This is a genomic window from Oerskovia enterophila (assembly GCF_044748475.1).
GTDB lineage: Bacteria > Actinomycetota > Actinomycetes > Actinomycetales > Cellulomonadaceae > Oerskovia > Oerskovia enterophila.
Window position 1 is genome coordinate 276,233 of record NZ_JBIVFZ010000003.1, and the last position, 25,296, is coordinate 301,528.

Here is a 25,296-nt window from a genome sequence, read left to right on the forward strand (position 1 = left end):
CCCGACGCGCTCTCTCACCCCTGCGCGTCCAGCCACGCCCGGACGTCCTCGAGCTGCGTCAGGATCGTGGTCAGGTCCTGCGTGAGGTGCTGGCCTCGCGCCACGGCGACGCACCGGTCAACCTCGTCGAGCATGCGCCGCGCCGTCCCGGCGTCGTCGAGCCGCACGGCGAGCTCGGCCCGGTAGGCCTGGGCCTCGACCCGGTCACGCGCCGACGCGCCGGCGTCCCCGAGGGCCTCGTCACGCCGCAGTGCGCCGTCGAGGATCTTCGCGGCCTGCTCGACGTCGCCGCGCGAGTCCGCCTGGACCACCGCGTTCGAGACGGCTCGCAGCAGGCGGGACTCACCTACCAAGGCCTCGCCGATCCCTGCCGCATCGACGTCGCCGGCCGGCACCTCGGGCACCGGGCCGGCCGCCCTGTCGGCCGCGACCCCCGCCGGTTCGCTCGCGGCCCTCCGCACGACGCGGATCCAGTTGCCCGCGGGGTCCACCAGGCTGAAGCCGCTCAGACCGTCCGCGTTCGCCCGACGGCGAGGCCGGGTGATCCGGGGGAACCCGCTCAGCGGGAGCCTCCCGTGGACCGCGCGCAGGCCCGCAGCCCACGCCTCGTACAACGGCTCGGTGTCGTCGACCACGACCAGGCACGAGCCGTACGAGTCCTCCGGACGGAAGCCGTCGATGCCGAAGTAATGCAGGTCGATCCCCTCCCGCCGGAGCGCGAGGTACGGGTTCGGTCGGGTCTGCCGGAAGGTGACCTCGAACCCGAGGGCCGCGGCGAAGTCACCGATCTCGTCGATCGAAGCGCACGGCAGCAAGGGGACCATCGACTCGTTCGCCATGTCCCCATCCCACCACCGGTCGCAGGAGACGACCACCGCCCAGGCGCCGGACGACGCGACCGGAGCGCGCGGTGACACGGCTGCGCGCGGAGGGGACGTCGTCGGGCAGAGTCTGCCCTGGGTGGCGGGGACTCCCGCGGCTCAGGCCGCAGCCGCTGCCCCTTTTCAGGCCGCAACCGCCTGAGCCACCCGCACCAGGTTGCCCGACGGGTCCCTGAACGCGCAGTCGCGCGGGCCCCAGTCCTGGTCCATGGGCTCCTGGAGGACCTCGGCACCCGAGGCCCGGACGGTCTCGAAGAGCGCGTCGACGTCGTCGGTCTCGAACACGAGGATCGGCAGGACGCCCTTGATCATGAGCTCCTGGAGCGCGTCCCCGTCGGCCTGCGACCGGCCCGCGTGCGGGGCCGAGAGCACGATCCCGAGCCCCGGCTGCACGTCGGACCCGAGCGTGACCCAGCGGAACCCGCCGGCGCCCACGTCGTTGTGCACCTTGAGGCCGAGCGCGTCGCCGTAGAAGGTGATCGACTCGTCGACGTCGTTGACGGTGATGTTGCAGAACTTCAGCGAGATGGTCATGTCGGCGACTCTAGGACGAGGCCCGTGCGCTCGCTTCTCCGATCCTGCTCGATGCTCCGGCCGCACCTGCGGACGCGCCCGTCCCTCCGCGGGCCGGGCGCGTGAGGACCTGCGCGACGCACGGCGGCATGGCCTTCACGGCAGCGTGCTCCCGGCTCCGGTACACCGACGGGGGCTCGCCCACGATCTCCGCGAACTTCGCGCTGAACGAACCGAGCGACGTACACCCCACGGCCATGCACGCGTCCGTGACGCTCGCGCCGCCGCGCAGCAGGGCCATGGCGCGCTCGATCCGGCGCGTCATGAGGTAGCAGTAGGGCGTCTCGCCGTAGGCAGCGCGGAACCGGCGCGAGAAGTGCGCCGGAGACATGAGGGCCTTGCGCGCCATGGTCGGGACGTCGAGCGGCGCCGCGTACTCCCGGTCCATCAGGTCCCGGGCGCGGCGCAGCAGGACGAGCTCCTCGAGCTCCTGCGGGGTCATGCTCCGAACGTAGCACCGGGCTCCCCCGCCAGACAGGGCGGGCGTCGGGGAGCGGTACGGGCCGCCCGTCGGCCACGCCTCGGCCCCCGGCCCAGGTCCTGACGACCCGAGGCCGGGTCCTGGTCCGCCGTCAGACCGACGGCGACCCCGGACCCGGCCTCGGGTGTCAGGAGCGCGCGGGCGTCAGCCCTGCGCGAGCCTCGTGAGCAGCAGCGCCTCGGCCAGGACGACCTTCTCGAGCTCGCCCAGGTGGACGGACTCGTTGGCTCCGTGCGCCCGCGAGTCCGGGTCCTCGACGCCCGTGACGAGGATCGACGCGTCCGGGAAGACGTCGAGCAGGTCGGCGATGAAGGGGATCGACCCGCCGATGCCGATGTCGACCGGAGCCGTGCCCCACGACGTCTCGAAGGCCCAGCGCGCGGCCTGCATCGCCACGGAGTCGGTCGGCGCCTGGAACGGCTTGCCGAGCTCGCCGTCACGGACCGTGACCTGCGCTCCGAAGGGAGCGTTCGCCTCGAGGTGCGTCCGCAGCGCGGCGAGCGCGGCGACGGGGTCCTGGCCGGGCGCGATGCGCAGCGAGAGCTTGGCGGTCGCACGCGGGGTCAGCGTGTTGGACGCGTGCGCGACGCTCGGGGCGTCGATCCCGATGACCGACAGCGCGGGCTTGGTCCACAACCGGCCGGACAGGGCACCCTCCCCCGCGAGACGGACCCCGTCGAGGACCGAGGAGTCGGCGCGGAAGTCCGCCTCCTCGTAGTCGACGCTCGGGTCCGGCGCGGACACCAGCCCGTCGACCGCGACGTTGCCCTGGTCGTCGTGGAGCGTCGTGATCAGGCGCGCGAGCAGCGTGAGCGCGTCGAGCACCGGGCCGCCGAACATGCCCGAGTGCACCGCGTGGCCCAGCACGGCGACCTCGACCTCGCAGTCGACCAGCCCGCGCAGGCTCGTCGTGAGCCCCGGGACCCCGACCTTCCAGTTCGAGGAGTCCGCGACGACGATCACGTCGGCCGCGAGCAGGTCCTGGTACTGGTGCAGGAAGGGCAGGAAGCTCGGCGAGCCGACCTCCTCCTCGCCCTCGACGAAGACCGTGACGCCGATCGGCAGGTCCTCCCCGAGCGCGGCGAGAGCCCGCAGCGCACCGACGTGCGCGACGATCCCGGCCTTGTCGTCGGCCGCACCACGACCGAACAGGCGACCGTCGACCTCGGTCGGGACGAACGGGTCGGTGTCCCACGCGGCGGCGTCGCCCGGGGGCTGGACGTCGTGGTGCGCGTAGAGCAGGACCGTGGGCGCGCCCTCGGGGGCCGGGCGGCGCGCGACGACCGCGGGCGCGCCGAGCGGGCCCGCGACCCCGGTCGCCTGCAGGATCTGCACCTCGGGCAGACCGGCCCCGCGCAGGAGCTCGGCCACGGCCTCGGCGCTCGCCGCGACGTGGGCCTGGTCGAACGCCGAGTTGGACACGGACGGGATGCGCACGAGCGCCTCGAGGTCCTCGCGCAGGGCGGGGAAGAGCTCGGCGACCCGGGCGCGCAGGTGAGCGACGTCGTCGGGCTCGGAAGGAGTACTGGTTCCAGGTGTGCTGTTCACCCGGCCAACGCTACCCGTCGGTACGTTCTCGCTCCGGCCCACGCGCGTGACGAGGCAGCCCCCGTCCTCGACTACGCTGGACCTGTGTTCTCACGCAACAAGTCCTCCGCGCCCTCGTCGAACGACGCCCCCGATCCCGTTGCCGCTGCAGCCGAGATCGAGAAGGCCGGCGGCAAGGGCAGGCCGACGCCCAAGCGCAAGGTCGCCGAGGCCGCCAACAAGCGCCCGCTCGTGCCCTCGGACCGCAAGTCCGCGGCCAAGACGGCGCGCCAGCAGCAGCGTGACGCACGCGACCGCCAGTTCCAGGCCATGCAGACGGGCGACGAGCGCTACATGCCCGCCCGCGACAAGGGCCCGGTCAAGCGCTACGTGCGCGACTACGTGGACGCCCGCTGGAACCTGGGCGAGTTCTTCCTGCCCGTGGCTCTGGTGTTCATCGTCCTGACGTTCGTGTTCAACCAGAACCTGAACATGGCGACGATCATCATCTTCGTCCTCTACGGGATCGTGCTCATCACGATCATCGACGCGTTCATCATGTGGCGTTCGCTCAAGAAGCGCCTGATCGCCAAGTTCGGGCCGTCCGCCCCCAAGGGCAACGCCATGTACGCCGTGATGCGCGCGTTCCAGCTGCGTCGCGCGCGCCTGCCCAAGCCCATGCACAAGAAGCACGGCACCTTCCCCGAATAGCCGCCCGCCGGTCCGCCGGACGGGCCGGAGTTGCACCGAGGTGCCCCGGGCAACCTAGTGTTGTCCCCATGCCCAACTATCGCTTCCTCGGCAACTCCGGTCTCAAGATCTCCGAGATCACCTACGGCAACTGGCTCACCCACGGCTCGCAGGTCGAGAACGACGTCGCCACCCAGTGCGTCCACGCCGCCCTCGACGCCGGCATCACCACGTTCGACACCGCGGACGTCTACGCGAACACCAAGGCCGAGCAGGTCCTCGGCGACGCCCTCAAGGGCCAGCGCCGCGAGTCGCTCGAGATCTTCACCAAGGTCTACTGGCCCACGGGCCCCGGTGGGGCCAACGACTCGGGCCTGTCGCGCAAGCACGTCATGGAGTCCATCGACGGCTCGCTCCAGCGCCTCGGCACCGACTACGTCGACCTTTACCAGGCGCACCGGTTCGACCAGTCGACCCCGCTCGAGGAGACGATGCAGGCGTTCGCCGACATCGTCCGCCAGGGCAAGGCCCTCTACATCGGCGTGAGCGAGTGGACCGCGGACCAGATCCGTGCGGGCCACGCCCTGTCGAAGGAGCTCGGCTTCCAGCTCATCTCGTCCCAGCCGCAGTACTCGATGCTGTGGCGCGTCATCGAGGACGAGGTCGTCCCGACCTCGCGTGAGCTGGGCCTGTCCCAGATCGTCTGGTCCCCCGTCGCCCAGGGCGTCCTGTCCGGCAAGTACCTGCCCGGCCAGCCCGCCCCGGCGGGTTCGCGTGCCACGGACGCCAACGGCTCGCGCTTCATCCAGCAGTTCATGACCGAGGACGTGCTCACGCGCGTCCAGCAGCTCAAGGCCGTCGCCGACGAGCTGGGCCTGACCCAGGCACAGCTCGCGGTCGCGTGGGTCCTGCAGAACGACAACGTCGCTGCCGCCCTGATCGGCGCCTCGCGCCCCGAGCAGGTCGCCGAGAACGTCAAGGCCTCGGGCGTGGTCATCCCCGCCGAGCTCATGACGAAGATCGACGAGATCCTCGGCGACGTCGTCGAGCGCGACGCGGGCAAGACCGCCGCCGGAGCCCCCGGACCGCGCTGACGCTGTTCGCTGTTCGCTGTTCGCAGGACCTGAGCGAGTTGTCAGAAGTGCACCGGGGAATACCCCGGTGCACTTCTGACGACTGAGCGCGGGCCTCCGCCCGCACCCCCGCCGGACCCCGCCAACCGGAGCGCGCCGGTTGGCCGGTGCGCGGTACACCCTGGCCCCACAGCACCCCCTCCCCCGACCTACGGTGTGAGGGTGTCCTCACCTTGCTTCCCGGCCCGCGTCGTCACGGCGACGCGCATCACGCCGCACATGGTCCGTGTCCACCTCGAGGCCGTCGGCGACTGGCGGTGGACGACCGACGGGCAGGGCGACGAGCGCATCGACCTCGCCTTCCCCGTCCCGGGCGAGACCGTCGCCGAGATCGACTTCTTCAACCAGGACGACTACGGCGTCGTGCCCGTCGAGGGCACCGAGCCCCCGTGGCGCCACTACACGGCCCGCCGCGTGCACGACGAGGGCCGGACGATCGTGGTCGACCTCGCGGTGCACGACGGCGGCCTCGCGTCCGACTGGGCCGTCCGCGCCGAGCCGGGCCACGTGCTCGGCGTGTTCGCGGGGGGCGACTCGCGCAGCTACTACGACGCCCCGGCCGACGCCGGCTGGCGCCTGCTCGTCGCCGACCCGACGGGGCTGCCGGGGCTGGGGCGGATCGTCGAGGAGCTCGCGCCGGGTGCCGTCGCGCACGCGGTCGTCGAGGTGCCCACGCTCGAGGACCGCCAGGAGCTCGAGACCCGGGGCGACGTGACCTACACCTGGCTCGTCACGGCCGAGGGCGCCCGCACGGGCGCCGCACTCGTCGAGGCCGTGCGCGACCTGCCCGTCCTGGAGACCCCGGGCTACGCGTGGGTCGCGTGCGAGAGTGCCGCGAGCCGCGACATCCGCCGCACCCTGCGCACCGCGTGGGGCATGCCGCGCGACCGGCACCAGGTCGTCGGGTACTGGACCGCGGGAGCGGTCAACGTGCGGGCCGACCGCGACGACGAGGACGCGCCTCCGCACGACCACGAGCACGACCACCCCGAGCCCGCCCACCAGCACTAGGCCCCGTCGGGCGCCCTGACGGCGTCCCGGCTACCTGACTGCCCGACGACGGAGCGCACCCGCGCGCCCGGGTGCGCTCCGTCGTCGGGCTTCCCCCTCGTGGGGGGACCCGTTGTCAGAAGTGCACCGGGGTATCCCCCGGTGCACTTCTGACAGCTGATCGCGTAGCCGCGGCGAGCCGGACCTAGGCCGCGTGGGGCTCGGGCTCTCCCGGCACGCCCTCCGGGGCGACGTCCCCCGGGAGGTGCGCGACGCCGTCGAACACCTCGACCGGCACGACCGCCGGACGCAGGTGCGGTGCGAGCCACCTCGCGGCGACCTGGACGACAGGTCCCACGCCCAGCGCGTAGAGGACCGTCGCCCACCCGAGCGTCCCGCCCAGCGCGAACCCGATCGCGACCACGAGGACCTCGATCGCGGTCTTGACGCGGCGCACGGGCCAGCCCGTGCGGGCGACCAGGCCCGTCATGAGGCCGTCGCGCGGGCCGGGGCCGAGTCGCGCACCGAGGTAGGCGGCGGTCGCGATCCCGTTGAGCACCACGCCCGCGACCGCGAGCGCCACCCGTCCGGCCGTCGTGGGCTCGGGGTCGATGCGCTCGAGCAGCAGCAGGAACGGGTCGAGGGTCGCGCCGATCACGACGATGTTGGCGATCGTGCCGATCCCTGGGCGTTGGCGCAGCGGGATCCACAGCAGCATGACCACGACGCTCGCGGCCACGACGACCACACCGAGCGGGAGCCCCGTGCGCAGCGCGACCCCCTGGTGGAAGACGTCCCACGGCATGGCGCCCATGCCCGAGTGGAGGAGCAGGGCCATGGTCAGCGAGAAGCCGAAGAGCCCGAGCACGAGCTGGACGGTGCGGCGGAGGGGGCCGAAGCCCTGGTTGATCGACACTCCCCCACTGTGAGGCACGAATGGACTGGTAATCCATAGCCAATTCGGCGAGAGTGGCCCCATGCCCACCTCGCTCGCCGCGCCCGCCCCCACGCTCCCCCCGGTGCACCGCCGGCTCTCGGCGCCCGCGCTCGGCGCGCTCATCGCCGGGTGGCAGACCGAGGGGCCCGCATACGTCGCGCTCGCCGACGCGGTCCGTGGCGCCGTCCTGTCCGGCACCGTCGCCCCGCACACGCGCCTGCCGAGCGAGCGCGACCTGGCCGGGGCCCTGGGCGTCTCGCGGACCACCACGGCCGCGGCGTACGCGGCGCTGCGCGAACGAGGGTTCGTCACGAGCCGCACGGGCGTCGGGACCGTCGCGGTCCTGCCGCGCCCCACGCGCCGCGCCCAGCCCCGCTGGTGCGGCGGTGACGCCCCGGTCCCCGTGGGTGTCGAGCCGCCCGACGACCTCGTCGACCTGGGCCAGGCCGCCCCCGCCGCCCCGCCCCAGCTCCACGCGGCCTACGGACGGGCTCTCGAGGCCCTGCCCGACTACCTGTCCGGCCGCGGGTACGAGCCGCTGGGCCTGCAGCCTCTGCGCGAGGCGATCGCGCACCGGCTCACCGAGCGCGGCACCCCCACGACCCCCGACCAGGTCCTCGTCACCACGGGAGCCCAGCACGCGATCTCGACCATCGCGCAGTCGGTGCTCGGCCCGCGCGACCGGGTCGTGGTCCAGTCGCCCACCTACGCGCACGGCATCGAGGCCATGGTCGGGCGCGGGGCGCGCGTCGTCGGCTTCCCGGTGGGCGCGGGGCTGCCGGGCGACGGTCCGGGCTTCGACGTCGCACTGTTCGAGTCGACGGTCCGCGCGGCCACGCCACGGCTCGCCTACCTGATCCCGGACTTCCACAACCCCACGGGGTACAGCCTCACGCCCGACGAGCGCGCCGAGGTCCGCCGCATCGCGCTGCGCCACCGCGTGACCGTGATCGGCGACGAGACGCTCACCGACATCGTGCTCGACGGGCCCACGCCCGAGCCGCTCGCGGGCGACGGGTCGGCGACGAGCCACCTGCTCACCGTGGGCTCGGCGTCCAAGACCTTCTGGGGCGGGCTGCGCGTGGGGTGGGTCAGGGCGCACCCCGACGTCGTCGCGCACCTCGCCCGGACCCGCGCGGCGAGCGACATCGCGACCTCCGTCCTCGAGCAGCTCGCGGTGACCGAGCTGCTCGCCCTGCGCGAGGAGGTCCTCGCCGAGCGGCTTCCCCTGCTGCGGTCCCAGCGGGACCTGCTGCGCTCGGCCGTCACGGCCGCGGTGCCGTCGTGGCGCGTGGCGTCGCCCGCGGGCGGCCTGTCGCTGTGGATCGACCTGGGGCGCCCGCTCGCGCACGCCCTGACCGCGGCGGCGGCCGTGCGCGGCGTGGTGATCAACCCGGGTCCGTCCCTCACGCCCGACGGCGGAGCCTCCTCGCGCGTCCGGCTCACCTTCGCGCCGGACGCCGAGGCGATCGGACGGGCCGTGCCCCGGCTGGCGGCCGCGTGGGAGCACGTCGCGGGGTAGGCGGGGTGGAGCCGGCAGGCCGGGGTCTCGGTGCCCGGGTCTCGGTGCCGAGCATGCGGTTGTCGTCGCGAGTCGCCTCCTGCGCGACGACAACCGCATGCTCGACCAGAGGCAACCGCATGCTCGGCGGGACCGAGGAAGGTTCGGGCGCCGCCTCGTGCGCGGCCGCTAGGGTGACCCGATGCCGACCGCCGCGACCTTCCGCGCCCCGACCGACCTCGACCGCGGGTCTGCCGAGTACCTCGGGCTCCTCGAGTCGGCCAGCGGCCATACCGGCGCCGCGTTGCAGAGCCTCGCGGCCGAGGTGCAGGACCACCTGACGACGGTCGTCGCGCTCGTCGACGGCCGACTGGTGGGCCTCGCGGCGTACGAGACGGGCCGCACGAGCACGGTCCTGCGCTACCTCGCGGTCGAGGGCACCCGCCGGGAGGACGGGCTCGGTCGCGCGCTCGTGTCGGCGGTGCAGGCCGCCGCGCCGGATGCGCCGGTGGTCGCCGAGACGGACGACGACGCCGTCGGCTTCTACCGCCGGACCGGCTTCGCCGTCACGGCGTTGCCGCGCGATCCGCGCCGGACCGACGTCCAGCGATACAGGTGCCTTCTCGCTGCGGGCGGGCGCTGACCCGCTCTGGGGCGGCGGCTGGGCAGGATGGCAGCCCGGCCATGCTCAGCCCGGTCGATCGAGGCCTTGCCCCACGAATCGCCCGCCCTCGAGCACCGGGATCAGGTGCGAGACGTCAACCTCTGCCGCGATCTCGACGTCCGATCCGAATCCCTGGGTGATGAGCTCGCGCCCGCTCACGCATCGGCTGAGCCGCTCGTGCAGCGTGCCGGGTCCCCGGTCGCGCGCCGACCGATAGGCCGCTGCCGCCATCTCCGCCTCCGGGGACGCCTCGTCGTCGTGCCCCACGATCGCGTCGGCGACCGCTCCCGCTCCCCAGAGGTCCTCGACCGCCGGGCGGAGCGACCCGTCGGGACGACGCTCACCGCCCGCGACGATCGCCACGGCACGCCCTGGTGCGCGGTCGAGGAAACGCCTGGCGAACTCACCGACGGCCCGCGCGTTGCGCAGGCAGGCCGTGACCACCGTCCCGCCCGACTCCGCGAGCGAGAGGGCGATCGTCGAGCCGTTGGGCGAGGGGAGGACGACGCGTTCGAGGCCGGGCGCGTTCTGCAACGACGTCGGGGACAGGCTCACGTCACGCTCCGACCGCGCACGCGCGAGGACCGCCTGGTGCCGTCGAGCGTGCTCGGCTGCCCGATCGTCGCGCCAGGGGAACGGGAGGACCTCGATCCCTCGCTCGGCCGCGACGCTGACCGCGGTCGAGAAGGAGAGCACGTCGACCACGACGAACAGGACGCGTCCCTGGTCTGCACCGGGGCTCGCCATGGCCCGCGCTCCCGCCAGCCCCCAGTCGAGGCGGAGTCGCGAGGAGTGCTGCCCGAACACGTCGTCGTCCATGGTCCGCGAGTCTAGGGAACCGGACGCGAGATCCGTCGGCCCGAGCGCGGACACCCCTCTGCCTGCACCGGCGTCCGGTGGCCGGTCGTAGCGCGCGACGAAGACGACCGGGCGTCGCGTTCGACGCCTGACCGGCTCACGCCGTGCGCAGCTCCACGGTGGCCGTGGCCTGGGCGCCGTCGTTCAGGAGGCGCGCCGCGGTCGCTCCCTGTGCCGCGAGGTCGCGCCAGCTCTCGCCGAGCCACTGCTCGGCGTCGAACTGGTTGGTGAACGCCGGGCTGACGGGCGTCGCGAGCGCGCGCCCGTCCGCGTCGTCGAGCTCCCACACCCACTGGGGTCGGATCATCGTGCGCCTCCACCTCGGGTTCCTCGGACCGCGTCGCGGACCAGGGACCGGTTGATGCTCGCGGCCCAGAACGGGCCGTTGTAGATCATGCCGGTGTAACCCTGCACGAGGTCGGCACCGGCCGCCAGGTAGGCGCGCGCGTCGTCGGCCGTCGAGATGCCGCCCACGCCGACGATCGCGACGTCCGGGCCGAGCCGGCCGCGGAGGCGAGCGACGACGTCGAGCCCGCGCTCGAGCAGCGGGGGCCCCGAGAGCCCACCGGGGCCCAGGTCGTGCCCGATCGTCGTGTTGACCGCGATGACGCCGTCGAGGCCCAGCTCGAGCGCGAGGTCGGCGACCGCGTCGACGTCCTCGTCCGCGAGGTCCGGGGCGATCTTGACGAGCAGCGGGATGCGGCGCGCCCCGGCGGCACGCGTCGCGTCGTCGGCCGCCTCGCGAACCGCCTGGAGGATGGGTCGCAGCGCCTCGGTCGACTGCAGGTCGCGCAGGCCCGGGGTGTTGGGCGAGGACACGTTGACGACCAGGTAGTCGGCGTGGGGCGCGAGGAGCGCGGCGCTCGTCGCGTAGTCGCCCGCGGCGTCCTCGGCCGGGGTGACCTTGGTCTTGCCGATGTTCGCGCCGATCATGACGGCCCGCCCGGACGCCGAGCGCCGCAAGGACTCGAGGCGCTGGGCCGCGGCCGCCGCGCCCTCGTTGTTGAAGCCCATCCGGTTGCGGATGCCGCGCAGCGACAGCTCGCGCCACATGCGCGGCTTCTCGTTGCCGGGCTGCGCGTGCGCGGTCACGGTGCCGATCTCGATGAACGCGAAGCCCAGCATGGTCAGGCCGCGGATCGCCTTGGCGTTCTTGTCGAACCCGCCTGCGAGACCGAACGGCGCGGGGAACGAGCGGCCGAGCGCCTGGACGCTGCCGGGGCCGTTCGCGCCGCGACCCAGGTAGGGGGCCGCGGCCCCCTGGATCACGTCGCCCACGACGGGCGTGCGTCCCGCGAGGGAGATGACCGGGAACACCACCTCGTGCGCCTTCTCGGGGTCCATGTGCCTGAAGACGCCGTTGAAGAGGAGGGAGTACAGCCGGCTCATGCGGGATCCTTCGGTTCGGTGGTGGAGTTCTGGGGCGGGCGCGTGCGCCACAGCCAGGTGAGGCCCACGACCGGCAGGACCAGCGGCACGAACCCGTACCCGATCCCGAAGTCGGACCACACCGTGGGCTCGGGGAACGCGGCCGGGTCCAGCAGGGACCACGCGCCGACGGCGAGCACGCCCACGAGCTCGACGCTCACCGCGGCCCAGGCGACGGTCCGCGAGGTGCGCGACCCGCGCGCGAGCGCGACGGTCGCGACGATGTACACCACGGCCGCGAGCGCCGACAGGACGTACGCGACAGGCGCCTCGTGCCAGTCGCGCAGGAGCTGGACGGAGGCGCGTGCGGTCGCGGCGACTGCGAAGATCCCGTAGACGAGGACCAGGACGCGGCCGAAGCCGCTGCCCGTGGTGCGCGGCGTGTCCGGGGAGCGGGTGGTCCGGGACGGCCCCGGGCCCGACGACGTCGCCGGGGTCGCGGGGTCGGGTGCGGTCTCGGGGTTCTCGGGGTGCGTCACGCCATCTCTCCTCAGGCGGTCCAGATCTGCCACAAGCGCCACTCGAGGAACGCGACCGTGATCGCGGCGACCGCGAGCACGACCGAGCTCCAGCGGGTGCGTTCGGCGAACGCCCACACGGCGGCGACGGGCAGGATGAACAGGGCGGTGATCAGGTAGCCCCAGAGCTTCACGGGGTCGCTCGCCGTGCTCCCGGTCGCCGCGAGGACGCCCGCGACGATCATCTGCACGACGATCACGCCCTCGATGACGGCACCGCCCCACAGCTGCTTGAGGATCACGGCGCGGTCGCGGGCGACGAACCACCCTGCCCAACCGGTGAGGGCCGCGCACAGCGCGACGGCGAGGAGGACGAGGGGGAGGACCACGACGCCGAGCCTACCGGCGAGCGGCCCACGGGCAGGAATCGCCCGTCCGTGCTCGCCCCGCACGGCCTGCCGTGCCGGGTGCGTCGGGGCGCGCTCGTCCCGCCGGTGGCCCGCGGCCCGGCAGCGGCTAGCATCGAGGCGTGGCTGAACTCACTCTCTCCAGCAAGAACCCGACCGGCGTGAAGGTCGACGCGCTCGTCGTCGGGACCCAGACGACGTCAGACGGCGTGGCCGTCGTGGGGGACGACCTCCCCCGCGACGTCGTCGCCGAGCTCGAGGCCCTCGCTCCGGCGCTGGGCATCACGGGCGCGCGCGACGAGGTCCGCACGGTGCCCGCGGGCGCCCACCTCAAGGCGGGCGTGCTCGTCCTGACCGGTCTCGGCGCCCGGGACGGCTCGGGCTCGTTCCCGGCCGAGACCCTGCGTCGCGCGGCCGGCGCGGCCGTCCGCGAGCTGACCGGGGCGTCGTCCGTCGCGGTCGCGCTGCCCGCGGCCGACGAGGCCGAGGTCGCGGCGATCGCCGAGGGCGCGCTCCTCGGGGCGTACTCGTTCACGCGCTACCGGGACGCGGCGGGCGCCGCCTCGACCAAGACTGCCGGCGGCGTCTCGACGATCGAGGTCCTCACCTCGCTCGCCCGCGGGGCCAAGGCCAAGGCCGCGGTCGAGCGCGCCGCGACGATCGCCGCGGCGGTCCACGCGACGCGCGACCTGGTCAACACCGCCCCGAACGACCTGTTCCCGGCGGCCTTCGCCGACATCGCCAAGGCCGCGGCCAAGGGCACGGGCGTCAAGGTGACCGTTCTCGACGAGAAGGCCCTCGCGGCCGGCGGCTACGGCGGCATCCTCGCCGTCGGGCAGGGGTCCTCGCGCGGCCCGCGCCTCGTGAAGGTCTCCTACTCCCCCTCGCGCCCGCACGCCAAGGTCGCGCTCGTGGGCAAGGGCATCACGTTCGACTCGGGCGGCATCTCGATCAAGCCCGCCAAGGGCATGGAGGCCATGAAGTCGGACATGGCCGGTGCGGCCGCCGTCCTGCACACCGTGCTCGCGGCCTCGAGGCTCGGCCTGCCGGTCGCCGTGACGGGGTGGCTCTGCCTCGCGGAGAACATGCCGTCCGGCACGGCCCAGCGCCCCTCGGACGTCATCACGATCCGTGGCGGCAAGACCGTGGAGGTCCTCAACACCGACGCCGAGGGCCGCCTGGTCATGGCCGACGGCCTGGTCGCCGCGATCGAGGAGAACCCGGACGTCGTGCTCGACGTCGCGACGCTCACCGGGGCTCAGATGGTCGCCCTCGGTACCCGCGTCTCGGCCGTCATGGGCACCGAGTCCGTCCGCAGCGAGGTCGTCGCCGCGGCAGAGTCCGCAGGCGAGCAGTTCTGGCCCATGCCCCTGCCCGAGGAGCTCGCCGCCTCCATGAAGTCGAAGGTCGCGGACATCGCGAACATCGGCGACCGGTTCGGCGGCATGCTCGTGGCCGGCCTGTTCCTGCAGGAGTTCGTCGGGTCCACGCCGTGGGCCCACCTGGACATCGCGGGCCCCTCGTTCAACGAGGGCTCGGCGTTCGGCTACACGCCGGTCGGCGGCACGGGTGTCGCGGTGCGCACCCTCGTCGAGCTGCTCGAGGCCCGCGCCGCGAAGTAGGCCTTCCGGTGCACGACAGGGCGGGCACGACCTCGAGGTCGTGCCCGCCCTGTCGTGCACCCGGGACCGGTTGGGCGAGAGGCCCGCTCGGAGCGCTCAGCGTCGTCGTTGCTTGGAGTTCCAGTCGCGCATGCGCTGCGGGTAGCCCGTGAAGTTCACGTCGTAGACCGGCAGCTCGAGCTGCTCGGCGAGCTTGCGCGCGGTCCTGGCGTCGGGGACCCGGCGCCGCGTCCACTCCCCCGTGGTCGCGATCAGCATCAGGGTCGTGGGCGTGTCGTTCGTAGGCGGCTCGATGTACGCCTCGACCCCGACCCGGGTGCGCGCGAACTCGGCCAGGTGCTCGACCGTCGCCCGTCGCTGGTCGGCGGCGGACGGCGAGCCGGCGCCCCCGGGCGACGCGGGACCGTTCGCGGGCTTGCGGGAGAAGAGCTGGGACAGCCTGGACATGGAGGCAGAGTACTTGCTCCGCCTGGAGCGGGCCTGAGATCGCCCGCCCTCCGGTCCGTGTCGTGGTCGGGCGGGGTCGCCCGCGCCGGCCGGTGCGCTCAGCCGGCTCGCGCGGCGAACCATCGAGAGACCGGGCACCCGACGGCGCGCCCGGGCCCTGGCTGTTCCCTGCCTCACCTGTCTTGAGCATCACACCGCCGACCGTGCGTTCCGATTGGGGTACGGGTGCCCAAAGTGCCAAGATGTCACAAGAACTTTGCTCTCCCTCTTTTCGTATGCCCCTAAGGAGCTGCACGTGGCCGAGACCGGCACACCTTTCGACGTCGTCGTCCTGGGCGGAGGCAGCGGCGGTTACGCCACGGCGCTGCGCGCCGCCGAGCTCGGCCTCGACGTCGCCCTCGTCGAGGCGCACAAGCTCGGCGGGACCTGCCTGCACAACGGCTGCATCCCCACGAAGGCCCTGCTGCACGCGGCCGAGCTCGCCGACAACGCCCGCGAGGGCAGCGCGTACGGCGTCCTGAGCCAGCTGCAGGGCATCGACATGAACGGCGTGAACTCGTACAAGGACGGCGTCATCGCCGGGCTGTACAAGGGCCTGCAGGGCCTGATCAAGTCGCGCAAGATCACGGTGATCGAGGGCCACGGCACGCTCGTCGCCGCGGACACGGTCGAGGTCGCGGGCCAGCGCTACACGGGCAAGAACGTCGTGCTCGCCACGGGCTCCTACGCTCGCTCGCTCCCGGGCCTCGAGATCGGCGGCCGGGTCATCACGTCCGACCAGGCGCTGAACCTGGACTACATGCCCAAGAGCGCGATCGTCCTGGGCGGCGGCGTGATCGGCGTCGAGTTCGCGAGCGTCTGGAAGTCGTTCGGCGCCGACGTGCAGATCATCGAGGCGCTCCCGCACCTCGTCCCCAACGAGGACGAGTCGCTGTCGAAGGCCCTCGAGCGCGCGTTCCGCAAGCGCAGCATCGGCTTCACGCTGGGCGACCGGTTCTCGGGCGTGACCCAGGACGACTCGGGCGTGCACGTGACCCTCGAGTCCGGCAAGACGTTCGACGCGGACCTCCTCCTGGTCGCCGTCGGCCGCGGTCCCCGCACCGCGGACCTGGGCTACGAGGCGCAGGGCATCACCATGGACCGCGGCTTCGTGATCGTCGACGAGCGCCTCCACACGGGCGTCGGCAACATCTACGCGGCCGGCGACATCGTCCCCGGGCTCCAGCTCGCGCACCGCGGGTTCGCTCAGGGCATCTTCGTGGCCGAGCAGATCGCGGGCCTGAGCCCGACGCCGATCGTCGAGTCGGGCATCCCCCGCGTGACGTACTGCGAGCCCGAGGTCGCCTCGGTCGGCCTGACCGAGGCCAAGGCCAAGGAGCTGCACGGCGCCGACGGCGTCGAGACGCTCGAGTACAACCTTGCCGGCAACGGCAAGAGCAAGATCCTCGGGACCACGGGCTTCGTCAAGCTCGTCCGCCAGAAGGACGGCCCCGTCGTCGGCGTGCACATGGTCGGCGCCCGCGTCGGCGAGCTCATCGGCGAAGGCCAGCTCATCGTGAACTGGGAGGCGTACCCCGAGGACGTCGCCGCCCTGGTCCACGCGCACCCCACGCAGAACGAGGCTCTCGGAGAGGCCCACCTGGCCCTCGCCGGCAAGCCGCTGCACGCCCACAACTGACCCAACGATCGAAGGAGACCCGAGAGGTCATGTCTGACAACGTGCAGATGCCCGCACTGGGCGAGTCCGTCACCGAGGGAACCGTCACCCGCTGGCTCAAGGCCGTCGGCGAGAGCGTCGAGATCGACGAGCCCCTGCTCGAGGTCTCGACCGACAAGGTCGACACCGAGATCCCCTCGCCGTTCGCCGGCGTGCTCGAGCAGATCCTCGTCCAGGAGGACGAGACCGTCGAGGTCGGCACCGACCTCGCCGTGATCGGTTCCGGCGCGGGTGCAGCCCCCGCTGCCCCCGAGGCGCCGGCTGCTCCCGCCGCCGAGGCCCCGGCACCGGCCGCTGCTCCGGCAGCTCCCGAGGCCCCCGCCGCCGAGGCCCCGGCACCGGCAGCCCCCGCCGCAGAGGCGCCTGCCACCGAGGCGCCCGCCGCCTCGGGCGGCGAGGAGATCAAGCTCCCCGCGCTCGGCGAGTCCGTGACCGAGGGCACCGTGACCCGCTGGCTCAAGGCCGTCGGCGAGACCGTCGAGATCGACGAGCCCCTGCTCGAGGTCTCGACCGACAAGGTCGACACCGAGGTCCCGTCCCCCGTGGCCGGTACCGTCCAGCAGATCCTCGTCCAGGAGGACGAGACGGTCGAGGTCGGCACCGTGCTCGCGATCGTCGGCTCGGGCGCCGCGGCTCCCGCACCGGCCGCAGCAGCACCGGCACCCGCCGCTGCCCCCGCCCCCGCGGCACCCGCAGCGCCGGCGCCGGCACCGGCTCCTGCCCCTGCTCCGGCACCGGCCGCTACCCCCGCCCCGGCTCCGGCTCCCGCCGCAGCCCCGGCCTCCGCCGCTGCAGCCCCGGCCGCTCCGGCGGCCCCGGCCTCGCGTGCCACCTCGGGCGCGACCGGTGGCTCCTACCTGACCCCGCTCGTGCGCAAGCTCGCCGCGGAGAAGGGTGTCGACGTCGCGTCCCTCACGGGCACGGGCGTCGGTGGCCGCATCCGCAAGGAGGACGTCCTCGAGGCGGCCGCCCAGGCGGAGGCAGCCAAGGCGACTCCTGCACCTGCCGCTGCTGCGCCGTCGGGCACCGCGCCCAAGGCCCCCAGCGTCCCGGCCGTCTCGCCGCTGCGCGGGACCACCGAGAAGATGTCGCGCCTGCGCAAGCTCGTCGCGACGCGCATGGTCGAGGCCCTGCAGACCCAGGCCCAGCTCACCACGGTGGTCGAGGTCGACGTGACCAAGGTCGCCAAGCTGCGCGCCAAGGCCAAGAACGACTTCAAGGCTCGCGAGGGCGCCAACCTCACGTTCCTGCCGTTCTTCACGCTCGCCGCGGTCGAGGCCCTCAAGGCCTACCCGAAGATCAACGCGAGCATCGACGGCGACTCGGTCGTCTACCACCCGCAGGAGAACGTCGGCATCGCGGTCGACACCGAGCGCGGCCTGGTCGTGCCGGTCATCAAGGACGCCGGTGACCTCAACCTCGCCGGGATCGCCCGCAAGATCGCCGACCTCGCCGGCCGCACCCGCATCAACAAGATCGGGCCGGACGAGCTGGGCGGCGCGACGTTCACGATCACGAACACCGGATCCGGTGGCGCGCTGATCGACACGCCCATCGTCCCCGGCGGCCAGGTCGCGATCCTGGGCACGGGCACGATCGTCAAGCGCCCTGTCGTCGTGACCGACGCCGACGGCAACGAGTCGATCGCGATCCGTTCGATGAGCTACATCTTCCTGTCCTACGACCACCGCCTGGTCGACGGCGCGGATGCAGCCCGCTTCCTGGGTGCGATCAAGAACCGCATCGAGGAGGGCGCCTTCGAGTCCGAGGTCGGTCTCTGACCCTCGGAGCTCGCTGAGCCCACCACGACGGCGGCCCCTCGACCCTCACGGGTCGGGGGGCCGCCGTCGTGCTCGGGGACCTCAGGCACCGGACACGCCGGACGACGCGTGGCCTGAGCGGCGCAGGCAGGCCGCGTGGGCCGTACCGTGGTCGCATGGACATCGTCGTGGCCGGCTCGCACGGCCTGATCGGGACCGAGCTGCTCGAACGCCTGCGCGAGCGCGGGGACACCGTGCGCCGCCTGGTGCGCCGTCCTCCCCAGGCCGCGCACGAGGTCTTCTGGGACCCCGACGAGGACGCGCTGGACCCGCACGCGCTCGAGGGCGCGGACGCCGTGGTCAACTTCGCGGGCGCGGGGGTCGGCGACCATCGGTGGACGACCGAGTACAAGCGCACCATCCTCGAGTCCCGGACCAGGACCGCAGGACTGCTCGCGCGTACGCTCGCGCACCTCGACGCTCCCCCGCCCGTGCTCCTGCAGGGCACCGCGGTGGGCTACTACGGGGACCGGGGTGCAGAGGTCCTGACCGAGACCTCGGGCCCGGGCACGACGTTCCTCGCGCGCGTCGTCACCGAGTGGGAGGCTGCCACGGCGCCCGCGCAGGACGCGGGGGTGCGTGTGGCGCACCTGCGCACGGGGATCGTGCTCTCGCCCGACGGCGGCGCCCTCGCGCGCATGCTGCCCCTGCTGCGGCTCGGCGTCGGGGGGAGGCTCGGGAGCGGCACCCAGTACTGGAGCTGGATCACGCTGCGCGACCACGTGTCGGCGGTGCTGCACCTGCTCGACGCCGACGTGCACGGTCCCGTGAACCTCACGGGACCCGCCCCGGCGACGAACGCCGAGGTCACGCGCGCGCTCGCCCAGGCGCTGCACCGACCCGCGGCGCTGCCCGTGCCGTCCGTGGCGCTCAAGGTGGTCCTGGGCGAGTTCGCGTCCGACGTCCTGGGGTCTCAGCGCGCCCTGCCACGCGTCCTGGAGGCGAGCGGCTTCACGTTCGAGCACGACGACCTGGAGTCGGCCGCCCGATGGGTCACGAGCGGCTGAGCGCCCTCACCCGACCTCCCCGACGCGCCACGCGCCGTCGGTCCAGCGCAGCGTGAGCACCGCGACCTCGGGCTCCTCAGCGGGGACCTCGATCACCGTGCCGTCCGCGGCGCGTTGCGTGTGGGCGCCGACGACGTAGGTCACCTCGACGCTCGCCTGGTCCGGGCTGCCAGCGTCCGCGCTCACCGCGTCCAGCCCGCCGGTGGCGATGTTCCGGGCGTCGAGGACCTCCGCTCGGGCGCCCTCGACGACGACACCCGTGTCGGCGATGCGCTCGAGCAGCTCGGCGTCGGCCTGCTCCGCGGGTGAGCCCGGCACCACGACCTCGGCGAGAGCTCGGTCTCCCGACAACAGCTCGACCCTGCGCTCGGTGAGCTCGACCGCCGCGGCGAGCGGGTCGTCGTGGTGACGCGTCGGGTCGTCGCCCGAGGCGTCCTGGCCGCCCGTGCGGGGTCCGGCGAACGCGGGGTCCTGGGCGTCGGACGTGTCCCCGGCCCAGGACCGCAGAGCCAGGCCCCCTCCCGCGAGTGCCGCGCAGACCGTGAGCACGAGCGCAACGACGAGGGCGGGATGGCGCGGCCCGCGCGACCGGCCACCGCCTCCCCGGCGGCCGCTGCGGCCTTCGGGTCGACGCGCGGTCGGCACGGCCCGACCGGACGGCTCCCCACCGCGACGGGGCCGCTCGGGGGCCCTCGCCCGCGTCGCGGCACGGGTGGCCGGCGCGGGCGCTCCGCCGTCGCGGACGCGCGCCGGACGGACGACCGCACCGCCGGCCTCGGCCTCGTTCCGCGGCGGAAGGCCGGAAGCCTCCCCGACGACCGCTCGGCCCGCAACCGGTCCTCGGGGGCCCGAACGTTCCGCGATGGCCGCGGCCGCGAGGCGCGCAGGGTCTGGGAGGACGAGCGGAAGAGGCGGGGCGGCCTCGTAGCAGAGCGCCGCGAAGGTCCCGGCCTCTGGGCGCCCGCGGGGGTCGGCGCGCTGGGCGGCGGCGAGCTCGGCGTGCAGCGCGGCGAGCGCCGCCTCGTCGTTCCCTTCCCCCGGCCCGACGGCGCCGCGAACGCCCGGGTGGAGCGTCGCCGGGGGCGGCACGAGCCCCGTGACGAGCGCGGCGAGCGCCCGGACGTCCTCCGCGGGGCTCGCGGTCGAGGCGACGAGCGGTGCGCGCAGCACCGCACGGCCGTCGGGACCGACCGTCACGTCCCTGCGCCCGAGCGCGCCGTACGTCTGGCCCGCCTGGTGGAGCGCGGCGAGCGCCTGCGCGAGCGGGACAAGGAGCGTCGCCGCCTCGCCGGCGCTCAAGGGGCCACGGCACCTCAGGAGAAGATCCAGCCCGGTCCCGTGGGGACGTCGGGTCAGTATCCCGAGGTACCCCGGGTCCACCTCGACGATCTCGTCGATCGCGGCGAGGTGCTCGTGGTCGAGCGCCCGCAGCACGCCGAGGCGCTCGACGACCAGCGCGCGCTCGCGGTGCTCGGCGGGCACGGGCACGAGCGTCAGGTCGTCCTGGTGCCCGGCGCGGTCGACGACGACCCACCCCTGACCGCCGGCGCCGCCGCCCGGCGCTTCGCGCGACGTCTCTCGGTCGACGATCCTCCAGCCGCGGCTCACGAGCTGTTCAGCGAAGGCAGGAGGGAGCACCGGTCCGTCCGGTTCGTTCCGCCTCCCCGGTCGCCGGGGAGGTGACTCGCGGACGGGGCGTGCACTCGACATGTCCCCATCCCACCAGGGCGCAGCGGCCGTCCCGGCTTGTCCACAGGCCGGGCGTGTGCGCCGGCCTCGGGCTCAGACGTCGAGACGGCGCCCGCTGCGCGCGCTCTCGCGCGCGACGTCCAGCACGTGTGCCGTCCGCACGGAGTCGGCCGGGTCGACGGGTGCCGGCCCGCCCGCGAGCCACGCGGCCACCGCGCGGTAGAAGTCGGCGTGCCCCCCGGGGGCGCGCGGCACGGGCGTCCTCTCGCGTCCGCGGGTGATCCACCCCTCCGTGCCCTCGGGAGCCGCGTCGTCGAAGACCTCGAACGGGGAGGCGTCGTTCTCGAACGTGGTCACGACGTACGCGCCCGCGGTGCCGAGGACGCGCGTGCGCGGGCCGGGCGCCCCCACGACCGAGGCCGCCCAGAGCCGGCTGACGACCTCCCGCCCCTGGTGGCCCTCGTGGTGGAGGGTCAGGAAGACGTCGTCCTCGGTCGGGGTCGTCAGGGCGCGCAGCTCGGCGTAGACCGAGCGGACGGGTCCGAAGAGCTGGGTCGCGGAGTCCACGAGGTGCGGGCCGAGGTCGAGCAGGAGCCCGCCCCCGACGGGGTCGTTCTCCTTCCAGCGTTGTTGGGGTACGGGTCGCCACCGCTCCCACCGGCGCTCGAACGTGTGCACCTCGCCGAGCTCGCCCGACGCCAGGACGGCCTCGAGCGTGAGCTGCTCGGGGTCCCACCGACGGTTCTGGAAGACCGTGAAGGGAGTCCCCGCAGCCGCTGCGACCGCGACCACCTCGGCCGCCTGCGTGCCGTCGAGCGCGATGGGCTTGTCGAGCACGAACGGGACGCCCGCTGCGGAGACCTGCGCGGCGTGCTCGGCATGGAGCGCCGACGGGCTCGCGACGACCACCACGTCGTAGGTGCCCCGGTCCGCCAGCAGGCCGGCGAGGTCGTCGTGCAGATGCACCCCCGGCCAGTCCTGCTCGGCCTCGGCGCGACGTCCCGGGTCGCGCGCGACCACCGCGGTGACCTGGAGCCCCGCCTCGCGCGCGAGGCGGGCGTGGATGCCTCGGCCCGCGCCGCCGTACCCGACCAGCCCGACGCGCGCGACCTGTCCCTGCGTGCTGCTTCCGCTCATGGCGACCAATCTAGCGGCCGTCCCGGAGCACTCCCGAAGACTGGCAGAATGTACCGAATCCTCCTGGAACTGTCGTTCTCGGCATGTGCCCGAGTTCGGGAAGGTCGTCCGTTGAGCACCAAGAGCTCGAAGAGCCAGAAGAGTCACAAGAGTGCGCGCCTGCGCCGCGCCGTACGCATCACCCTCATCGCCCTGGCGCTGGGCGTCGTCATCGCCAACGCCGTGAACCAGCAGACGATCGAGGCGCACGAGGCACCCGCCTCGGGGACCGCGCTCGCGGCCCTCGCGACGCTCGACGTCAAGGGACCCGCGGCATCGACCGGGTACGAGCGCGAGAACTTCGGCTCGGCCTGGGCGGACGTGGACGGCAACGGGTGCGACACGCGCAACGACATCCTCGCGCGCGACCTCACCGATCTCACGTACTCGACGCGCGACAAGGCGTGCGAGGTCCGGACGGGCACGTTCGACGACCCGTACACGGGCCAGGTCATCAGCTTCGTGCGGGGCAACAAGACCAGTGCGGCGGTCCAGATCGATCACGTGATCCCGCTCATGGACGCCTGGCGCAAGGGCGCACAGTCGTGGGACGCGCAGACGCGCCTGCGCTTCGCGAACGACCCGCTCAACCTGCTCGCGTCGGACGGCTCGGCGAACCAGTCGAAGGGGGCACGCGACGCATCGGCCTGGCTGCCGCCCAACAACGCGTTCCGCTGCACGTACATCGCCCGCCAGATCGCGGTCAAGGTGACCTACGACCTGTGGGTGACCCCCGCCGAGCACGACGCCATGGCCACGGTCCTGGACGGGTGCCCGTCGGAGCCCCTGCCCGTCGCCTCCTGAGCCCTCGGATCGCGGGTCCCGCCGCGCTCCTCTGGGCGCGCCGCCGCCGGGCGCCCGATCGACGCCCCGATCGACGTCCCAGGCACCGCCCACGTCCCCCGAGCAGGTCCCGGGCGAGCCGCCTGACGCGAGGCGGCCCGTCCGGGCCTGCGGCTCAGGGCGCGGCGCGGCGGAGCGAGCCCGGCCACCAGACGACGCGTCCGACGTCGTGCACCAGGGCCGGGACGAGCAGGCTCCGGACGATCAGGGTGTCCACCAGGACGCCGAACGCGACGATGAACGCGAGCTGTGCGAGGAAGAGCAGCGGGATCACCCCGAGCGCAGCGAAGGTCGCGGCCAGGACCACGCCCGCCGACGTGATGACCGAGCCCGTGACCGCGAGCGCCCGCAGCGTGCCGCGGCGCGTGCCGATGATCCCGGACTCCTCCCGGACCCTCGTCATGAGGAAGATCGAGTAGTCGACGCCCAGCGCGACGAGGAAGCAGAACGCGTAGAGCGGGACGGTGGGGTCGGCGCCCGGGAAGTCGAGCACGTGGTTGAACACCAGGGCCGCGACGCCCAGGGCCGCACCGAACGAGAGCACGTTGGCCGCCATGAGCAGGACGGGCGCGAGGATCGAGCGCAGGAGCAGCATCAGGATCAGGAGGATCACGACGAGCACGACCGGGACGATGACCCGCAGGTCGTGGTCGCCCGCGATCTGGGTGTCGAGCCGCTCGGCGCTCGCCCCGCCCACGAGGGCATCGGGCGAGACCTCGTGCACCGCGTCGCGCAGCGCGGCGACGGTCTGGGTCGCGGCGTTGGTGTCGCTCGGGTCCTCGGTCACGACGTCGACGCGGACGTCACCGTCGACCACGAGGGGCGGGCCCTGCGCGGGGGCTCCCGGCGCCCCGCCCGTGCCGGCCTCGGTCACCGCGGCGGCCGACGCGACGCCGTCCGTCCCGGTCGCAGCCTGCAGCACGGCGTCGAGGTCCTCCTGGGGGGCGATCACGATCGCGGGCTGGACGCCCACTCCCCCGAAGTGCTCCTCGAGCGCCTGCTCCCCGTCGACCGAGTCGACCTGGGTGAGGAAGACGTCGGAGTCGCTCGTGCCCTCGGCCTGGAACGTGGGGACGAACGCCGCGCATCCCGCGAGCACGAGTGCCGTGACGATCCACACCGCCCGGTCGCGGCGCCCCACGAAGCTCGCGACGCGGGACCAGATCCCGTGCCCCGCGACGTGCACCTCGACGTCGTGGCTCGCGGCGAGCGCGAGGTCGCGCGCGCCCTCGCCGGCGGCCTGCGAGCTCGGGTCCGCGGCCACGGGCGCGGGGGTCGCGCCCTCGTCCGCTGCGGCGGGGTCGTAGGTGGGCTTCTGCGGCCAGAAGATCCCGCGCGAACGCCTGCCACCGAGCACGAGCATCGCAGGCAGGAGCGTCAGTGCGGCCAGGAAGGCTGCCGCGATGCCGATCGCCCCGACGGGGCCGAGGCTCCGGTTGGACCCGAGGTCGGACAGCAGGAGGCACAGCAGGCCCGCGATGACGGTCCCGGCCGAGGCCGCGACGGGTTCGATCGAGGCGCGCAGGGCCCGGCGGACCGCGGTGTACGGGCTCTGCACGACGCGCAGCTCCTCGCGGTAGCGGGCCACGACGAGCAGCGAGTAGTCGACCGCGGCGCCGACGACGAGGATCGACAGGATGCCCTGCGCCTGACCGTTGAGCGTCAGGACGCCGGCGTCGGCCAGGAGGTAGACGACCAGGCCGGCGAGGCACAGCGCGAAGACCGCGGTGAGGATCACGATGAAGGGCAGGATCGGCGAGCGGTAGACGATCGCGAGGATGATGAGCACGGCACCGAGCGCGACGAGCAGGAGGACCGTGTCGATCCCGCCGAACGCGTTGACCAGGTCGGCGACGAACCCGGCGGGCCCGGTGACCCAGGCCTGCAGGCCCGAGTCGGCCAGGGCGGTCTCGAGCTCGGCCCGCACCTCGGCCACCACGACGTTGTTGACGCGCTCGTCGTCGGCCATGAGGTTCGAGGCCTGCGACGCGTCGAGCGAGGCGACGATCATGGCCGCCTCCCCGTCCTGCGAAGGCACGACGACGGGGTCCCCCGTGAGCGCGTCCCCGACGGTCTGGGGGTCGTCGGGTCCGGCGCCGGGAAGGGGCAGGCCGGGCAGGTCGGCAGCGACGTCCTGGAGGAGCTGGAGCTGCTCGGGCGTGACCGCTCCCCCGGCGGTCGGCACCGCGACGACGAGCGCGGGCAGGCTCTCGTCGGACACGAACGCCTGCGCCTTCTCGGCGGCTCGGGTCGACTCGGCGCTCGAGGGCAGGAAGGCCGCGGAGTCGTTGGTCTGGACCGTGCTGAGCTTGCCCTGCGCCTGCCCCCCGATCGCGCCGATGGCCAGCCAGACACCGAGTACTGCGACAATGACCAGGCCTCGGAGCACACCACTCCAGCGATTACTCAGCATGCTGAGTACTATTGACGACGGAGGTCTCAGAAGC

General features: G+C 73.6%; 24 protein-coding genes. 10 read left to right on the top strand and 14 right to left on the bottom strand.

Translation table 11 applies throughout. The annotated features are described in order from the left end of the window. Positions 1-14: 14 nt before the first annotated feature. From ACIPWA_RS10605 to ACIPWA_RS10620, 4 genes are all read right to left on the bottom strand, one after another. Positions 15-839, bottom strand: coding sequence for a VOC family protein (locus ACIPWA_RS10605; protein WP_400290022.1), 825 nt, complete (start codon positions 837-839; stop codon positions 15-17). Between the two features lie 165 nt (positions 840-1,004). Next, a complete protein-coding gene (locus ACIPWA_RS10610; RefSeq protein WP_400290024.1) occupies positions 1,005-1,415 on the bottom strand; it encodes a VOC family protein in 411 nt (136 codons plus the stop codon). A 10-nt stretch (positions 1,416-1,425) separates the two neighbouring features. Then, positions 1,426-1,896 (bottom strand): helix-turn-helix transcriptional regulator, encoded by a 471-nt coding sequence (locus ACIPWA_RS10615; protein ID WP_400290027.1) that lies wholly within the window; start codon positions 1,894-1,896, stop codon positions 1,426-1,428. A 183-nt stretch (positions 1,897-2,079) separates the two neighbouring features. Beyond that, on the bottom strand, positions 2,080-3,483 hold the full coding sequence (locus ACIPWA_RS10620) for a dipeptidase (RefSeq protein ID WP_400290029.1): 1,404 nt from the start codon (positions 3,481-3,483) through the stop codon (positions 2,080-2,082). Between the two features lie 84 nt (positions 3,484-3,567). Between ACIPWA_RS10620 and ACIPWA_RS10625 the strand changes: the two genes are divergently transcribed. From ACIPWA_RS10625 to ACIPWA_RS10635, 3 genes are all read left to right on the top strand, one after another. Continuing rightward, positions 3,568-4,173, top strand: coding sequence for a DUF3043 domain-containing protein (locus ACIPWA_RS10625; protein ID WP_056651232.1), 606 nt, complete (start codon positions 3,568-3,570; stop codon positions 4,171-4,173). 68 nt (positions 4,174-4,241) lie between these two features. After that, positions 4,242-5,246: an aldo/keto reductase family protein gene (locus ACIPWA_RS10630; RefSeq protein ID WP_068627444.1), complete on the top strand. Its 1,005-nt coding sequence runs from the start codon at positions 4,242-4,244 to the stop codon at positions 5,244-5,246. Between the two features lie 201 nt (positions 5,247-5,447). Then, entirely contained in the window at positions 5,448-6,296 is an 849-nt protein-coding gene (locus tag ACIPWA_RS10635) for a siderophore-interacting protein (protein ID WP_400290033.1), read from the top strand. A 184-nt stretch (positions 6,297-6,480) separates the two neighbouring features. On the opposite strand, the gene yczE is transcribed toward ACIPWA_RS10635, so the two are convergent. Beyond that, positions 6,481-7,191 (bottom strand): membrane protein YczE, encoded by a 711-nt coding sequence (gene yczE, locus ACIPWA_RS10640; protein ID WP_449870749.1) that lies wholly within the window; start codon positions 7,189-7,191, stop codon positions 6,481-6,483. 61 nt (positions 7,192-7,252) lie between these two features. Between yczE and yczR the strand changes: the two genes are divergently transcribed. Together yczR and ACIPWA_RS10650 are read left to right on the top strand one after the other, a co-directional pair. Further along, positions 7,253-8,734, top strand: a complete 1,482-nt coding sequence (gene yczR / locus ACIPWA_RS10645) for a MocR-like transcription factor YczR (RefSeq protein ID WP_400290036.1) — start codon at positions 7,253-7,255, stop codon at positions 8,732-8,734. A gap of 181 nt (positions 8,735-8,915) precedes the next feature. Next, positions 8,916-9,356: a GNAT family N-acetyltransferase gene (locus tag ACIPWA_RS10650; RefSeq protein ID WP_068706788.1), complete on the top strand. Its 441-nt coding sequence runs from the start codon at positions 8,916-8,918 to the stop codon at positions 9,354-9,356. A 45-nt stretch (positions 9,357-9,401) separates the two neighbouring features. Here ACIPWA_RS10650 and ACIPWA_RS10655 read toward each other — a convergent pair whose 3' ends face one another. The 5 genes from ACIPWA_RS10655 to ACIPWA_RS10675 all read right to left on the bottom strand — a co-directional run bounded on the left by ACIPWA_RS10655 (position 9,402) and on the right by ACIPWA_RS10675 (position 12,510). Continuing rightward, on the bottom strand, positions 9,402-10,196 hold the full coding sequence (locus tag ACIPWA_RS10655; protein WP_056763504.1) for a 2-phosphosulfolactate phosphatase: 795 nt from the start codon (positions 10,194-10,196) through the stop codon (positions 9,402-9,404). A 136-nt stretch (positions 10,197-10,332) separates the two neighbouring features. Beyond that, a complete protein-coding gene (locus tag ACIPWA_RS10660) occupies positions 10,333-10,542 on the bottom strand; it encodes a hypothetical protein (RefSeq protein ID WP_400290038.1) in 210 nt (69 codons plus the stop codon). Further along, on the bottom strand, positions 10,539-11,624 hold the full coding sequence (locus ACIPWA_RS10665; protein WP_068627449.1) for a quinone-dependent dihydroorotate dehydrogenase: 1,086 nt from the start codon (positions 11,622-11,624) through the stop codon (positions 10,539-10,541). Before ACIPWA_RS10665 ends, ACIPWA_RS10660 begins: the two co-directional genes overlap by 4 nt. Further along, positions 11,621-12,142, bottom strand: coding sequence for a hypothetical protein (locus tag ACIPWA_RS10670; RefSeq protein ID WP_400290041.1), 522 nt, complete (start codon positions 12,140-12,142; stop codon positions 11,621-11,623). The genes ACIPWA_RS10665 and ACIPWA_RS10670 overlap by 4 nt, the downstream gene beginning before the upstream one ends. A gap of 11 nt (positions 12,143-12,153) precedes the next feature. Further along, on the bottom strand, positions 12,154-12,510 hold the full coding sequence (locus ACIPWA_RS10675; protein ID WP_056651213.1) for a hypothetical protein: 357 nt from the start codon (positions 12,508-12,510) through the stop codon (positions 12,154-12,156). A 140-nt stretch (positions 12,511-12,650) separates the two neighbouring features. Between ACIPWA_RS10675 and ACIPWA_RS10680 the strand changes: the two genes are divergently transcribed. After that, on the top strand, positions 12,651-14,150 hold the full coding sequence (locus ACIPWA_RS10680; protein WP_400290043.1) for a leucyl aminopeptidase: 1,500 nt from the start codon (positions 12,651-12,653) through the stop codon (positions 14,148-14,150). A gap of 96 nt (positions 14,151-14,246) precedes the next feature. Here ACIPWA_RS10680 and ACIPWA_RS10685 read toward each other — a convergent pair whose 3' ends face one another. Further along, on the bottom strand, positions 14,247-14,597 hold the full coding sequence (locus ACIPWA_RS10685) for an oxidoreductase (RefSeq protein ID WP_068627450.1): 351 nt from the start codon (positions 14,595-14,597) through the stop codon (positions 14,247-14,249). Positions 14,598-14,892: 295 nt separating this feature from the next. On the opposite strand from ACIPWA_RS10685, the gene lpdA reads away from it, so the two are divergent. From lpdA to ACIPWA_RS10700, 3 genes are all read left to right on the top strand, one after another. Beyond that, the gene (gene lpdA, locus ACIPWA_RS10690; RefSeq protein ID WP_400290046.1) at positions 14,893-16,275 is read left to right on the top strand and encodes a dihydrolipoyl dehydrogenase; all 1,383 of its coding nucleotides are present in this window, start codon (positions 14,893-14,895) and stop codon (positions 16,273-16,275) included. A 29-nt stretch (positions 16,276-16,304) separates the two neighbouring features. Beyond that, complete coding sequence (sucB, locus tag ACIPWA_RS10695) at positions 16,305-18,095, top strand: 2-oxoglutarate dehydrogenase, E2 component, dihydrolipoamide succinyltransferase (RefSeq protein ID WP_400290048.1); 1,791 nt, start codon at positions 16,305-16,307, stop codon at positions 18,093-18,095. Between the two features lie 155 nt (positions 18,096-18,250). Further along, positions 18,251-19,141 carry a TIGR01777 family oxidoreductase gene (locus ACIPWA_RS10700; RefSeq protein WP_068625912.1) on the top strand — a complete coding sequence of 297 codons (891 nt, stop codon included), beginning with the start codon at positions 18,251-18,253 and terminating at the stop codon, positions 19,139-19,141. A 6-nt stretch (positions 19,142-19,147) separates the two neighbouring features. On the opposite strand, the gene ACIPWA_RS10705 is transcribed toward ACIPWA_RS10700, so the two are convergent. Together ACIPWA_RS10705 and ACIPWA_RS10710 are read right to left on the bottom strand one after the other, a co-directional pair. Further along, positions 19,148-20,779 (bottom strand): hypothetical protein, encoded by a 1,632-nt coding sequence (locus ACIPWA_RS10705; RefSeq protein WP_400290050.1) that lies wholly within the window; start codon positions 20,777-20,779, stop codon positions 19,148-19,150. A 144-nt stretch (positions 20,780-20,923) separates the two neighbouring features. Continuing rightward, positions 20,924-21,967 (bottom strand): Gfo/Idh/MocA family protein, encoded by a 1,044-nt coding sequence (locus ACIPWA_RS10710; RefSeq protein ID WP_400290051.1) that lies wholly within the window; start codon positions 21,965-21,967, stop codon positions 20,924-20,926. A gap of 111 nt (positions 21,968-22,078) precedes the next feature. Here ACIPWA_RS10710 and ACIPWA_RS10715 point away from each other — a divergent pair, with 111 nt between their 5' ends. After that, positions 22,079-22,810 (top strand): HNH endonuclease family protein, encoded by a 732-nt coding sequence (locus ACIPWA_RS10715; RefSeq protein WP_400290054.1) that lies wholly within the window; start codon positions 22,079-22,081, stop codon positions 22,808-22,810. Between the two features lie 154 nt (positions 22,811-22,964). Here the strand turns inward: ACIPWA_RS10715 and ACIPWA_RS10720 are convergent, their stop codons facing one another. Next, on the bottom strand, positions 22,965-25,262 hold the full coding sequence (locus ACIPWA_RS10720) for an MMPL family transporter (protein WP_400290057.1): 2,298 nt from the start codon (positions 25,260-25,262) through the stop codon (positions 22,965-22,967). Between the last annotated feature and the right edge of the window lie 34 nt (positions 25,263-25,296).